This window comes from Streptosporangium amethystogenes (assembly GCF_000721075.1).
Taxonomy (GTDB): Bacteria; Actinomycetota; Actinomycetes; order Streptosporangiales; family Streptosporangiaceae; genus Streptosporangium; species Streptosporangium amethystogenes.
On the sequence record NZ_JOEQ01000046.1, the window covers coordinates 20,214 to 33,470 of the forward strand.

Consider the following 13,257-nt stretch of genomic DNA (forward strand, 5'->3'; position numbering starts at 1 on the left):
TCACCACACACCCCCTCCGGCGATGGACAGGGGTGATCGCGTTGCCCAGGGGAACGTTCCGCCAGGTGTCGGCGGAGGAGGTCGAGTCCATGCTCGGCACCGCGACGCCGCATCCGCTGAACGGCACGAAGATCACCACTTCAGCCGAGGCGATGGACGCGATCGCCGAGGCTCTCGACCTGCCCGACCGTTTCGGGCACACCCTCGACTCGCTTTATGACGCGCTGACCGACCTGTCGTGGCTGCCGCCGGGCGAGCACCTGCTGCTCTGGTCGGAGCCGTCGACGCTGCGGAGCGAGGACCGCCAGACCTACGACGCCATCCGGACCGTCCTCACCGAGGCGGTCGCCGATGACACGCCCGGAGAGTCCTTCCTGTCCGTTCTCGTGCTGACCGACTGAGCCGTCGCCACGCAGTGCGCGCAGAAGGCGCCGTCACGACCCTCGGGACAGCTGCAGCGCCAGTCCAGCGTCTCGTCAACGATCCGGAACTCGACGCACGCGGCGCCCTCGTCGACCTCGGCCGTCACCAGTCGCGGGCTGAAACGGACCAGCTGCACCGCCAGCGTGCCGCCGTGGGTCCGCGCCGACTGTCCCGCCCGCTCGGCCTCGGCTTTGACAAGCTCCGCAATCGTTTGCATCGAAGGTCCCCTCCTACCTAAGAGACGCGTCTGAGGCATGGAAGGTTCCAAACCGATACAGCACGATAAATCATCTCAACGTAACCCACATGCACATCTAGCACCAGGTGACCCTCATTGCTATGTTTGGCGACTGTTAACCACGCATCTCAGTAGTGCGAGGTATTATGGCTGGTCGAAAATACTCAATCAGGGTGAAAATTTTTACCTTACTTTTGGTACCGATTGTATCCCTTGTAGTCATTTGGGCGTTTGCTGCCAGCCTAACGGTCCAGAGCGGCCAGGAACTCCTCAAGATCCGCGACGGCTACGCGTACGCGGTCCAGCCCGCCAGAAAGGTGACCACCGCGCTCCAGCACGAACGGCTGATGTCGCTGTCCGTCCTGGGAGACGTCGACGTCTCGCGTGCGGAACTGGACGCCCAGCGCGTCCGCACGAACGACGCGCGAGCCGAGCTGGAGCGACTGATCACCGAGGCCCGTTCCGACCTCGTCCCGGGCACCTGGGAGCGGCTGAACCGGCTCCTTCGCGCCATGGACCGGCTCACCGAGATCCGCAGCGGCGTCGACACCCGCACCGACACCCGGCTGCAGACGCTCGACGCCTACACCGGGATCATCGAGGCCGCCTTCGACGTCTACGAGAAGGTGCGGATATCCACCGACATCGAGTTGACCGACCAGGCGCGGGCCGTCGTCATGGTCGGGCGGAGCCGCGAGATCCTCAGCCGGCAGGCCGCCCTGATAGCCGGAGCCGTGGTCGAGGGGGCCATGAGCCCCTCGGAACGTGCCAGGTTCAGCGAGCTGGTCACCGGCCGCAGGCTCCTCTACTCCCTGGGCTTCGACCAGTTCGACGCCGAGTTCCAGGCCCTCTACACCCCCCTGCACGACTCCCCCGACTACTCCTCGTTCGAGAGGATCGAGGACGCCGTCCCCACGTCGGCGGTCCCGGACCCCGCCTGGGCCGAGGTCGCCGCCCGTCTCTCCGATGACTTCGACAGCCGCGCCGGAAAGGTCAGCGAACGCATCAGCGAGCGGTCCATGCCGCTCGCCAGGGGCATCCTGATCCAGGTCGGCCTCGCCGGCGGGCTGGGCCTGGTCGCGGTCGGGCTGTCCGTCTTCGTGTCGGTACGGTTCGGCAGGCGGCTGGGCGGCGAGCTCATCGACCTCCAACAGGCGGCCCTCGACCTGGCCGACCGGCGACTGCCCGACGTGGTCCGGCGGCTCCGCCGGGGCGAGGACGTCTGCTCGGAGGCACCCGAGATCAACGTCGGCAGCACCACCGAGGTCGCCAGGGTCGGCGAGGCGTTCTCCTCCGTGCAACGGACCGCCGTCGAGGCCGCCGTCGGTCAGGCCGAGATGCGCAAGGGCGTCAACAAGGTCTTCGTGAACCTGGCCAGGCGCAGCCAGTCCCTGCTGCACCGGCAGCTGGCCATGCTGGAGACCATGGAAGGGCGGGCCCGCGACCCGGAGACCCTGGAGGATCTGTTCGGCCTGGACCACCTGACCACCCGGATGCGCCGCCACTCCGAGAGCCTGATCATCCTGTCCGGCGCCGTCCCCGGACGGGGATGGCGGACACCGGTCACGATCTACGACGTGGTCCGCGCCGCGGTCGAGGAGGTCGAGGACTATCCGCGCGTGACGATCAGTGTTCCGCACGGCCCGTCCGTGATCGGCGCGGTCGTCACCGACGTGATCCACCTGGTCGCCGAGCTGGTCGAGAACGCCGCCATATTCTCTCCCCCGCACACCTCGGTACGCGTGCACGGCGAGACGGTCGCCAGGGGCTACGCCATCGAGGTCGAGGATCGGGGGCTCGGCATCCCCGCCGAGGAGATGGCCCGGCTCAACGCGCGGCTGGCCGACCCACCGGAGTTCGACCTGGCCGACAGCGACCGGCTCGGCCTGTTCGTCGTCGCGCAGCTCGCCATCCGGCACGGCATCCGCGTCTCCCTGCGTCCCTCCCCCTTCGGCGGCACCACGGCGATCGTGCTGCTCCCGAGCGAGCTGGTGGTCGAACCGCTCGATCCCCGGTTCACCTACTCGGTCGAGATCGAAAGGCTTCCCTCCGGCAACGGCCTCCCCAAACGGGTGCGCCAGACCGTACCCGCCGAACGGGCCGCTTCCGGCGACCCCGTCGCGGAGACCACCCCGGAGGGCAGGAGAGCCGTCCCGAGCGGCGTGCTCGCCTCGTTCCACGACGAACGGCAGCGCACCGGGCCGGAGGGTCGGCCCTGATGACCGAGCGCTGGCTCGACCGGGAGGCCGGTCCGATCGTCCGCCCCTACACGATGACCCGCGGCAGGACCAGGGCCGCGGGGGCCCATTTCGACCTGATGGCCGTGGTGGTGGCGGTCAGGGCCCCGCGCCGGGACCTGCCACCCGAGCACATGTCGATCCTGAACGCCTGCCGCGCGCCGATCTCCGTCGCCGAGCTGGCCGGGGAGACCGGCATGGCCGTCGGAGTGCTCCGGGTGCTCCTCGGCGACCTGCGCGACCACGACCTGATCACCATACGGCTCCCCGCGGCTCCCTCCGCGATCCCCCGCGAGAACCTGCTCCGCGACCTCCTCGCCGGGCTCAAAGCCCTCTGAGCCCTCTGAGCCCGGCGAGCGAAACCGCGCCGCTCAGTCCGTGGCCAGGCGGGCGTGCCGCTCCACGTCGTGGCGGACGCCCGCGTAACTCAGCTTGGCCCGCTCGATCCCCTCGGAGCGGAATCCGGCCCTGGTGGCCACCGCGCAGGAGGCCACGTTGCTGACCCGGTGCGCCAGCTCCAGGCGGAACAGCCCCCGTTCCCCGAACGCCCACTCGGCCATCTTCCTGGCGGCGGCCACGGCCACGCCCCGTCCCCTGGCACGCGGGATCGTCCAGTAGGACACCCAGCCGGTCTCGTGCGCGTCGATGTTGCTCACCGCGACGTTCCCCACGACCTCGCCGTTGGACACCACGGCGAACGCCCGCGCGTCATCGCGGAAGCCCCAGACCCCCATCCACTCCAGCGCCGCCTGGGCCGTGTCGATGGGCCGAGCCGCCTGCTCGGCCATGTCCGGGGAGCCGAACGCGTCGAGCACGACCCACACGTCGTCGGGTCGCCATCCACGCAATTCCACTTCAATCATGCCGTGCAGGGTAACCTCGCGACCGTCCCGCGACATGCCCCGGCACCGGCGGGACAGCGCCGCCCACCGCTCTGACGTCCGGAAATCGTCCACATCGGAGCGCGGCTCCCAGATAGACCCGAGACCTGCTGGGCACTCAGCAGCTATGAGTGACGATTCGGAGAGCCGCGACCTCACCGGGAAGGGCTTCGGCGACGGCCGGCCCAGGACGATGGGAGAGATAGCCGTGAATCTGGCGGTCAGCGAATCACTCGCCAATCACGGCCACCACGCTCTGTTCAACGCCCACGAGGCGGCGGCCAGCAGTCACCAGCTCATGGCCGACGCGGGCGTGGGCGATGTGGAAGAGCACCTGGATCTGGCGCGCTGGCACCGCTGGTGCGCCATCGTGGAGGAACAACTGGCGGACGAGGCGGATCGGCGGACACCCGCCAGACGGAACCGGAACGACTGAACACGGCGGACGAGCCCGGGAGGCGCACCCCCGCACCGGTACGGCCGGGTGGACCGCTCCACTGGGAGGCGCGGTCACGGCGAGGATGACCGCGCCCACGGCCGGAGGGATCAGCTTTCGCGGATCTCCTTGGCCAGCGCGGCACTGCGGTGTTCCAGGTGCCACAACCCGAGGCGGTGGTGGATCTCCCGCGCTCGCTCGGCGTGCGTCAGGGCGTCCTCGACGCGACCGATCCTGTGGAGCAGCTGGGCGACCACATCATGGACCGTCCCCCAGGAGATGCACCCCGTTCCCAACGTCACCAGCTGTTCGGCGATGGGTTCCAGCTCCTCCAGCAGCCCGTACGGATCGGGGCGGCCGATCCTGGCCGCGACGAGACCCCACTGCCAGGTGACGAACTGCCACGCCCAGTCATGCTCGACGGCGACGCCCCACCGGTCGATCAGACGGTGGGCGAGCGCCTCGTCCCCCGCCTCGATCACGGCCAGTACGGCGGCGGGGCGCAGCAGGCTGTTGGAGTCGTCCTCGGCGGCCTCAAGCAGTTCCGGCAGAAGCACCCCGTGCCGGCCCTGTGCCCAGGACGAGAAGAAGGCACAGAGGAGGTGGATGTACTCCGGGCCCCAGAGACTGATGCGCCGGTAGCTCTCGGCGCCGGTCGCGGCGAGCCTCTCCACCTCCTCCCAGCGGCCGTCGAGCATCGCCCGCCCGGTCGCGGCGTAGGTCACCTGCGTCTCGATCTCCGGCATCCGCACCTCGCCGGTCAGGCGCAGGCAGCGGGCCAGCTCGGCGTCGTAGTCGGTCAGCCTTCCCTCGCGCAGGAAGGTCGGCATCCGGTGCAGGCGGGCGATGATCTCGGCGACCCGGGGCAGGTCGGGGAGGGAGAGGATCTCCTCCGCCGCCCGGTAGCGCTCCTCCTCGTACTCCGGGGTCCAGGAGGCGATGACGAAGTTGTTGAGCGTGCGCGCGAGCAGGCGGTGGTCACCGGCCCGCCGGGCGAGCGCGACCGCCTCGGCCGCGAGACGCGCTCCCTCCCACCGCCGTTCGCTGTAGTAGAGCTCCACTCCGAGGGTTCCCAGCAGCTCGGCCCTGACCGCCTCCCGTCCGGGCGGCAGCCGGTTCAGCTGGTCCTCCAGCACCTCGATCATGCGCGTGTCCACCACGCCGTAGGCGCGCCAGTTCCACAGCGTCACTCCGCCGAAGACCGTCGCCGCCTCGATCACCGCCGCGTCGTCGCCCTTACGGGTGGCGAGGGTCACGGCCTCGTCCAGGGCGGTGTGCGCCGTGATCACGTCGCCTGCCACCCTGCGCGCCCGTCCCAGCTCGATGAGCAGGGCGCCGCGGCTGAACGCCGGATCCGCGGACTGCGGGTCGAGCGCCGCGAGCGCCTGCTCCCAGAACATGACCGCCTCGTCGTAGGCGAGGCGGGCCGCCGCCTGTACCGCCGCCCTGACGGCGTACGACGTCGCCTTGGCCGAGTGACCGATTCTGGCCGCCATGCCGAAATGGTGCGCGAGCACGGGCAGCCGCGGCTCCAGGTTTCCCGGGTGAAGATTCTCGACCGCCTCACCCACCCGCCCGTGGATCTGCGCCCGCTGCAGTCGGCTCAGCCCCGTGTAGAGAGCCTCGCGGACGAGCGCGTGCGAGAAGCGATAGTCCCAGCTTCCGGCCACCTCGGTGAGCAGGCCGGTCGCCACCGCGGGTTCGAGCAGCATCATCATCCGGGCGCCGCCGATCCCGGTGGCGGCTTCCAGCACGTCCGCGTCGACGTCCCTGCCGATCACCGCGGCGGCCCGCAGGAGCGTCTGGGAGTCCTCGGGCAGCCGTGAGACGCGCTGGGTGATGACGTCGCGCACCCCCTCGGGGACGGAGAGGGAGGTGACGTCCGCGGCGGCGACCTGGTCCAGGGGCGAGACACTGTCCAGCAGGCGGAGCACCTCGCCGAGGAAGAAGGGGTTGCCACCGGTACGGTCGTGCAGCGCGCGGGCCAGGGCCGGGTCGGGACCGGTGTCCGCACGGCCGGCCCGGTCCAGATCGTCGGGACCCGCGTCGTCCAGGTAGTCGGCGACCTGCTCCCGCGTGAACGCGGTGACGCTCATCCGTTCGGTACCGCGCTGCCGGGTCAGATCGCCGAGCGCGTCCGTCAGCGTCGGCCGTGCCTCGGCGGCCTCGGCGGCCTCGGGGCGCAGGGTCGCCAGCACGAGCAACGGCACCCGGTGCAGGTCGCCGCCGAGGAAGGTCAGCAGCTTCAGGGATGCGGCGTCCGCCCAGTGGACGTCCTCCATGAGGATGAGCACCGGCGCCGCGCCCGCCCGTCGTGCCAGCGCCCTGGCCACCGCGTCGTAGAGCAGGAAGCGCGCGGTGTCGGGATCGTCCGCGACCGAGGCCCCGTCCGCGCCCGTCAACCGGCGGATCACGCTCTCGACCCCCGCCGCCTCCCGGGTCACAGCCTCAAGCCCTCCGGCACCGGCCTCCGCCTCTTCTTCGAGGGTGGTCAGCACCTGGATCCACGGCCAGAACGCGGGCGCGCCGCGCCCTTCGACGCACCGGCTCCACACCGGGGTGACGCCCAGTTCCCCGGCGATCTCGGCCGCGGCCTCCGCCAGACGGGTCTTGCCGACACCGGACTCGCCGCTGACCAGCAGCACACCTCCCGCACCACGGACCGTGTCCCGCACCCGCTCCCGGATCCGGCGCAGGTGGGGCTCCCTGCCCACGAGCCTGCGCCCGCGCGGGACCGAGGCTCGCCACTCCCCTGCCGTCCGGGGAGCCACGACGTCCTCTCCGCGAGACGGTCCCCCGCTCGCGGGCGAGATCTCCTCCCCTCGCGCGATCGACGGCCAGGAGCCTTCGAGAGACTCGTCCTGGTCAAGGATGGCCTGTTCGAGACGGCGCAGTTCAGGGCTGGGATCGAGCCCGAGCTCGTCACCGAGGAGGGTGCGGCAGCGCTGGTAGGCGGCCAGCGCCTCGGCCTGCCTGCGGTCGCGGTACAGGGCGCGCATGAGCAGCGCCCAGGCCCCCTCCCGGTAGGGATCGAGATCGAGCAGATGCCCGGCCTCGACGGCGGCCTCGCTGAACCTGCCGAGCAGCAGCCACGCCTCGGCCCTCGTGGACAGCGCCAACAGGCGCACCTCGGTGAGGCGGGCCACGGTAGGCCCCACGAAGGAGCGGTCGGAGAAGTCGGCGAGCGGCTCGCCTCGCCAGGTGCCGAGTGCCGCGTCCAGCGACCGCTCGGCCTCCCCCGCCCGCCCGTCGGCCAGGGCGGCCTGTGCCTCCTCGACGGCCCGGCTGAAGCGGTTGGCATCCACCTGATCGGGTGAGATGTCCAGCAGGTACCCAGGCTCCCGGGTCAGCAGGACGCGAGCGGGGGACCGAGGGCTGCGCAGCGGTTCGAGGATCCTACGGAGCTGGGAGATGTACGCCTGGAGCGTTCCCGTCGCGCTGGACGGCGGCTCGTCGGCCCAGAGCCGGTCGATCATCTGGTCGAGGGGTGCGACATGGGGCGCGTTGAGCACCAGGAGCGTCAGCACGGCCCGTTGCTTGCGGGATCCGAGGTCGAGGACCGCACCGGTGCCGTCGGCCACCTCCACCGGTCCGAGGATGCGGAAATCCAGGCGCGTCGCGGCCTGGACGGTATCCGGTACCTCGCCACCGTTCGCGAGCATCACAACTCCCGCACGAGCCAGGTGACCGCCAGCGCCTCGATCGCGGGCCCATCGTATCGGCAGGCCGCGATGGGGGTTCTGTCGGCGGCGACGAAACCGGAGGAGCCAAGGAGTGAGAACGTTCCCGGATCCGTCACCGCCACACGGTAGCGCACCCGTTGGACGCCGTCCGCGCGCATCTCCGTCAGCAGGTCACCCAGCAGCCGTCGGCCGAGACCCTGTCCCCGGTGTGGCAGGGCGACGACCATGGCTCGCAGGCGGGCGTCACGGGCGGGCTGCCCCACCTCGACGAGGGCACCCGCCACCGGCGGATCGTCCACGGGCCGTGCCAGATCGACCAGCACGTACACCCGGCAGCGAGCGACCGACACCTCGGACAGGGCCTCCTCCAGGGCCTCGTCGAGCAGATCGGGACCCGTCGCACCCGCGTGTGCCAGGACCTCCCGTAACAGCAGGATGCTGGAGGGCTGGGACTCCAGTGACGACGACATGCACGCAGCGTCTCATCGCCGTCTAGGAAAAGACTTGGAGTCCTCTAGGGCCTCGGCCGGGACCGGCGGCCACCACTCGATCGCCGCGGCCGCCGGGCGCCCAGTGACAACCCAGCCGTCTCCAAGTGCCGGCTGCGATAACTGGAGGACCGGGCCGATCGAGGCCCTGCGACCTCGCCCCACGCCGCGAGTCGTCTCACACCATCGGGAGAACCTTCATGAGCACCGTCTTTTCCACAGCCGGGTATCTCGGCGGAGAGCTGGAAGTCCTGCGAGGCCAGGTCGCCGGCCCTGTCCTCTCTCCCGGTCAGGACGGTTACGACGAGGAGATCGCGACTTTCAACACCGCGGTCCGGCACCACCCGGCCGTCGTCGTGGGCGCCACCCGCACCTCGGACGTCATGGCGGCGGTCCGCTTCGCGGTCCACCACTCCCTTCCCGTCGCCGTGCAGGCCACCGGGCACGGCGCCGTCCAGGCCTCCGACGGGGCGCTGCTGATCAACACCTCCAGGATGCGCGAGGTTACCGTCGAGCCCTCCGGCCGCACCGCGCGGGTCAGCGCGGGCTGCCGCTGGGCGGACGTCATCGCGCAGACGACCCCGTACGGCCTGGCACCCCTGAGCGGCTCGTCCACAGGCGTCGGGGCGGTGGGCTACACGCTGGGCGGTGGCATCGGCCCGATCTCGCGGACCTTCGGCTTCGCCGCCGACCACGTACGGGAGATCACCGTGGTGACCGCGGACGGCCTGGTCCGGGTGACGGACCCGGAGACCGAACCCGACCTGTTCTGGGGACTGCGCGGCGGCAAGGGCAGCTTCGGCGTGGTCACCTCCATGGTCATCGACCTGTTCCCGGTGTCGACCCTGTACGGGGGCGGCCTCTACTTCAGCGCCGAGGACACCCCCGCCGTCCTGCACGCCTACCGGACCTGGGCCGGCACGCTGCCGGAGGCCACGACCACCTCGGTGGCGATGCTGCGCCTGCCCCCGATGCCCGAGCTCCCTCCGCAGCTGCGTGGCCGCTTCGTGACCCACCTGCGCTTCGCCCACCTCGGCGACGCCCACAAGGCGGAGGCTCTTCTCGCCCCGATGCGGGCCGTCGCCGAGCCGATCTTCGGCGAGATCGCACAGATGCCGTTCGGCGCGATCGACTCCGTGCACCAGGACCCGGTGCACCCCATGCCGACCTGGGAGCGCGGCGCCCTGCTGCGCGAGCTCGGTGCGGAGACCGTGGAGGCGCTCCTGGCAGCGGCCGGCCCGACGGTCGACGTGCCGCTGGCCGTCGTTGAGCTGCGCCAGCTGGGCGGGGCGCTGGGCCGCGAGCCGCGCCGGCCGAACGCCGTGGGCGGACGGGACGCCGCCTTCGGCGTGATGGTGATCGGCGCCCCCGTTCCCGAACTGCTCGACACGGTCATCCCGGCCGTGGGCGGTGCCGTGCTCGGCTCCCTGGCTCCCTGGCTGACCGGCGGGACGCAGCTCAACTTCCACGGGGCGATGCTCGCCCCCGAAGACCTGGCCCGCGCCTGGCCGGAGCCGACACTGCGCAGGCTCGTCGCCCTCAAGGACCACTACGACCCGGCCCGGGTGTTCCGCTTCGGCCACGTCGTGCCCCGCGTCTGACCTCACGACTCACCGGCAGGCCGGGGGGCCTGCCGGTGTGGTGATCGTGTGTGCGCCCACCTACACGGTGTTGCGGTACACGTCCCGCTGCCAGGCAGTCCGGCCCGCCTTCACCAATGCGACAACCGCGGTGGACAACGCGGAAGCTTTCATGGCACCACAAATATTCCGCACGCCAGAATTCCTATTGATTAATAATCAATCCGCATTGATATTACTTAATCTCATTAATTAAGCCAGTATCCTCGAGGTCCGCCGACGCGGCGGATACTCGCCGGGACGCCCTCGACCGGCGCCCAGTACGCGATCTTGCAGATCGGCCCGCGGTGGATCCGACACGGCGGCGAGATCCGGCAGAGCCCGGGGGCTTCGCGGGAACAGCACCCTGACCTCGGCTCCCACCCGCGGAGGCAGGACCTCCGATCCATCCCATCCATGACGCGCGACCTATTGACCTCATGTTTCCGACGAGTTAAATTAAGTGTAGAAATAAGGCGTTGATTTACGGGTGCCGTAGTCGCGCCTCATCTGCTGTCGGACCTTCCACCCCCCGGATCCACTGTGGAGACAAGCATGAGAGGTCTGTTCCGTCCTGCCGCCTTATGGACTGCCACGGCAGTCGTGGCGGCTCTGCTCGCAGTACCGTCGAGCCCGGCCTTCGCCGACACGTTGTTGTCGCAGGGCAAGACCGCGACGGCCTCCTCGACCGAGAACGGCGGCACCCCGCCGGCCGCCGCGGTCGACGGCAACACCAGCACCCGCTGGTCCAGCGCGGCCAGTGACTCCCAGTGGCTCCAGGTGGACCTGGGCGCCTCGTCCGGCATCAGCAGGATCGTGCTGAACTGGGAGGCCGCGTACGGCAGCGGATACAAGATCCAGGTGTCCGAGAACGGGAGCACGTGGACGGACCTGAAGACCGTCACCGGCGGTGACGGCGGGATCGACACCTGGGACGTCACCGGCAGTGGCCGGTACGTCCGGATGCAGGGCGTCACCCGAGCCACCGGCTACGGATACTCACTGTGGGAGTTCCAGGTCTTCGGTGGGGGCTCGGGCCCGGTGGGCCAGTGCGGGGCTACCAACGCCGCGTTGAACAAGCCCTCGACCGCGTCGTCCACCGAGAACGGCGGAACCCCCGCGAGCGCCGCCTTCGACGGCGACAACGGGACCCGCTGGTCCAGCGTGGCCGCCGACCCGCAGTGGATCCAGGTGGACCTGGGCTCGGCCCAGACCATCTGCAGGATCGACCTGAGGTGGGAGGCCGCGTACGCGAGCGCCTTCAAGCTCCAGGGGTCGGCCAACGGCACCACCTGGAACGACCTGAAGTCCGTTACGGGCGCCACCGGTGGCGTTCAGTCGCACGAGGTGAGCGGCTCCGCCCGGTACGTCCGGATGCAGGGCACCACCCGAGCCACCGGCTACGGATACTCACTGTGGGAGTTCGCCGTTTACACCACGTCTGACGGCCCGGTGATCCCCGGCGGCGGGGACCTGGGGCCGAACGTTCACGTCTTCGACCCGTCCATGTCCAGCGCCGGCATCCAGAGCCAACTCGACACCGTCTTCCGGCAGCAGGAGTCGGCCCAGTTCGGCACCGGGCGCCACGCCTTCCTGTTCAAGCCGGGCACCTACAACGTGAACGCCAACGTCGGCTTCTACACCTCGATCATGGGTCTGGGACAGTCCCCCGACGACGTCACCGTCAACGGCGTGACCGTCGACGCGGGCTGGTTCGGCGGCAACGCGACCCAGAACTTCTGGCGCTCGACGGAGAACCTGTCGGTCCAGCCGCCCGGCGGCACCAACCAGTGGGCCGTCTCCCAGGCCGCGCCGTTCCGCCGCATGCACATCAAGGGCGCGCTCAACCTGGCCCCCACCGGCTACGGCTGGGCCAGCGGCGGCTACATCGCCGACAGCAAGATCGACGGCACCGTCGGCCCGTACTCGCAGCAGCAGTGGTACACCCGGGACAGCTCCGTCGGCGGCTGGCTCAACGGCGTGTGGAACATGGTCTTCTCCGGGGTGCAGGGCGCTCCCGCCACCGCCTTCGCCGACAAGTCCTACACCACACTGGACAACACCCCGATCAGCCGCGAGAAGCCGTACCTCTACGTCTCCGGCAACGAGTACCGGGTGTTCGTCCCGGCCAAGCGGACCGACGCGCGCGGCGTGAGCTGGGCGAACGGCGCCACTCCCGGAAGCTCGATCCCGCTCGGCCAGTTCTATGTCGCCAAGCCCGGTGACACGGCCGCGACCATCAACACCGCGCTCAGCCAGGGCCTGCACCTGCTGCTCACCCCCGGCATCTACCACGTCGACCAGCCGATCAACGTGACCCGGGCGAACACCGTGGTCCTGGGTCTCGGCCTGGCCACGATCATCCCCGACGGCGGCGTCGGCGCGGTCAAGGTCGCCGACGTGGACGGCGTGCGGCTCGCCGGCTTCCTGGTCGACGCGGGCCCGCAGAAGTCCGACGTGCTCATCGAGGTCGGCCCGCCGGGGTCGAGCGCCGACCACGCCGCCAATCCGACCACGCTGCAGGACGTGTTCGTCCGGATCGGCGGCGCCTTCGCCGGCAACGCCACCACCAGCGTGGTCGTCAACAGCGACGACGTGATCATCGACCACACCTGGCTGTGGCGCGGTGACCACGGCGACGGCATCGGCTGGAACGTCAACACCGCCGAGACCGGCCTGATCGTCAACGGCGACGACGTCCTGGCGACCGGCCTGTTCGTCGAGCACTACCGCAAGTACGACGTCGAGTGGTACGGCGAGCGCGGCCGGACGATCTTCTTCCAGAACGAGAAGGCGTACGACCCGCCGAACCAGGCGGCCTACATGAACGGCGACACCAAGGGCTGGGCGGCCTACAAGGTCGGCCCTGCGGTCAACACCCACGAGGGCTGGGGACTGGGCAGCTACGTCTACTTCAACGTCGATCCGACGATCCAGGTGGAGAACGCGTTCGAGACCCCGGTGAAGCCGGGAGTCAAGTTCCACAGCCTGCTCACCGTCTCCCTCGGCGGCAACGGGCGGATCAACCATGTGATCAACGGCACCGGCGGCCCGGCCTTCGGCACGGACACGATCCCCTCCAAGCTCGTCTCCTACCCCTGAGGTGCCCTGAGCCCGCCTGATCAGCGGTGGTCAACGCGCTCTCCCCGCTGATCAGGCACTTCACCCCCACGCCGTGGGTCTCCACTGTCGCAGGGAGGCCCACGGCCTCGTGTCGTACGGTCCCCGGCCACCGATCGAGATCCGCCGTTC

Annotated in this window: 9 protein-coding genes; 6 read left to right on the forward strand and 3 right to left on the reverse strand. The window is 70.1% G+C overall.

Annotated features, from left to right (window positions below):
• The first annotated feature begins 41 nt into the window (after nucleotides 1–41).
• The 3 genes from IG98_RS45895 (at nucleotide 42) to IG98_RS0139275 (ending at nucleotide 3,236) form a co-directional block, all read left to right on the forward strand.
• Nucleotides 42–401: a barstar family protein gene (locus IG98_RS45895; protein WP_211264305.1), complete on the forward strand. Its 360-nt coding sequence runs from the start codon at nucleotides 42–44 to the stop codon at nucleotides 399–401.
• 577 nt (nucleotides 402–978) lie between these two features.
• A complete protein-coding gene (locus IG98_RS0139270; RefSeq protein ID WP_051753510.1) occupies nucleotides 979–2,880 on the forward strand; it encodes a sensor histidine kinase in 1,902 nt (633 codons plus the stop codon).
• Nucleotides 2,880–3,236, forward strand: coding sequence for a DUF742 domain-containing protein (locus tag IG98_RS0139275; RefSeq protein WP_030924655.1), 357 nt, complete (start codon nucleotides 2,880–2,882; stop codon nucleotides 3,234–3,236). Before IG98_RS0139270 ends, IG98_RS0139275 begins: the two co-directional genes overlap by 1 nt.
• 33 nt (nucleotides 3,237–3,269) lie before the next feature.
• Here IG98_RS0139275 and IG98_RS0139280 read toward each other — a convergent pair whose 3' ends face one another.
• On the reverse strand, nucleotides 3,270–3,761 hold the full coding sequence (locus tag IG98_RS0139280) for a GNAT family N-acetyltransferase (RefSeq protein ID WP_030924658.1): 492 nt from the start codon (nucleotides 3,759–3,761) through the stop codon (nucleotides 3,270–3,272).
• Between the two features lie 145 nt (nucleotides 3,762–3,906).
• Here IG98_RS0139280 and IG98_RS0139285 point away from each other — a divergent pair, with 145 nt between their 5' ends.
• Entirely contained in the window at nucleotides 3,907–4,215 is a 309-nt protein-coding gene (locus IG98_RS0139285; RefSeq protein ID WP_030924660.1) for a hypothetical protein, read from the forward strand.
• A gap of 110 nt (nucleotides 4,216–4,325) precedes the next feature.
• Here the strand turns inward: IG98_RS0139285 and IG98_RS0139290 are convergent, their stop codons facing one another.
• On the reverse strand, nucleotides 4,326–7,877 hold the full coding sequence (locus tag IG98_RS0139290; protein WP_051753511.1) for an ATP-binding protein: 3,552 nt from the start codon (nucleotides 7,875–7,877) through the stop codon (nucleotides 4,326–4,328).
• On the reverse strand, nucleotides 7,877–8,368 hold the full coding sequence (locus IG98_RS47815; protein ID WP_051753512.1) for a GNAT family N-acetyltransferase: 492 nt from the start codon (nucleotides 8,366–8,368) through the stop codon (nucleotides 7,877–7,879). The genes IG98_RS0139290 and IG98_RS47815 overlap by 1 nt, the downstream gene beginning before the upstream one ends.
• Nucleotides 8,369–8,586: 218 nt before the next feature.
• Between IG98_RS47815 and IG98_RS0139305 the strand changes: the two genes are divergently transcribed.
• Nucleotides 8,587–9,987, forward strand: coding sequence for an FAD-binding oxidoreductase (locus tag IG98_RS0139305; RefSeq protein WP_051753513.1), 1,401 nt, complete (start codon nucleotides 8,587–8,589; stop codon nucleotides 9,985–9,987).
• Nucleotides 9,988–10,608: 621 nt separating this feature from the next.
• Complete coding sequence (locus tag IG98_RS0139310) at nucleotides 10,609–13,107, forward strand: discoidin domain-containing protein (RefSeq protein ID WP_245651906.1); 2,499 nt, start codon at nucleotides 10,609–10,611, stop codon at nucleotides 13,105–13,107.
• Nucleotides 13,108–13,257: the final 150 nt, after the last annotated feature.

Coding starts and splice junctions, on each gene's coding strand:
- IG98_RS0139275 (WP_030924655.1), top strand. CDS start 2,880: ATGACCGAGCGCTGGCTCGACCGGGAGGCCGGTCCGATCGTCCGCCCC.
- IG98_RS0139280 (WP_030924658.1), bottom strand. CDS start 3,761: ATGATTGAAGTGGAATTGCGTGGATGGCGACCCGACGACGTGTGGGTC.
- IG98_RS0139285 (WP_030924660.1), top strand. CDS start 3,907: ATGAGTGACGATTCGGAGAGCCGCGACCTCACCGGGAAGGGCTTCGGC.
- IG98_RS0139290 (WP_051753511.1), bottom strand. CDS start 7,877: ATGCTCGCGAACGGTGGCGAGGTACCGGATACCGTCCAGGCCGCGACG.
- IG98_RS47815 (WP_051753512.1), bottom strand. CDS start 8,368: ATGTCGTCGTCACTGGAGTCCCAGCCCTCCAGCATCCTGCTGTTACGG.
- IG98_RS0139305 (WP_051753513.1), top strand. CDS start 8,587: ATGAGCACCGTCTTTTCCACAGCCGGGTATCTCGGCGGAGAGCTGGAA.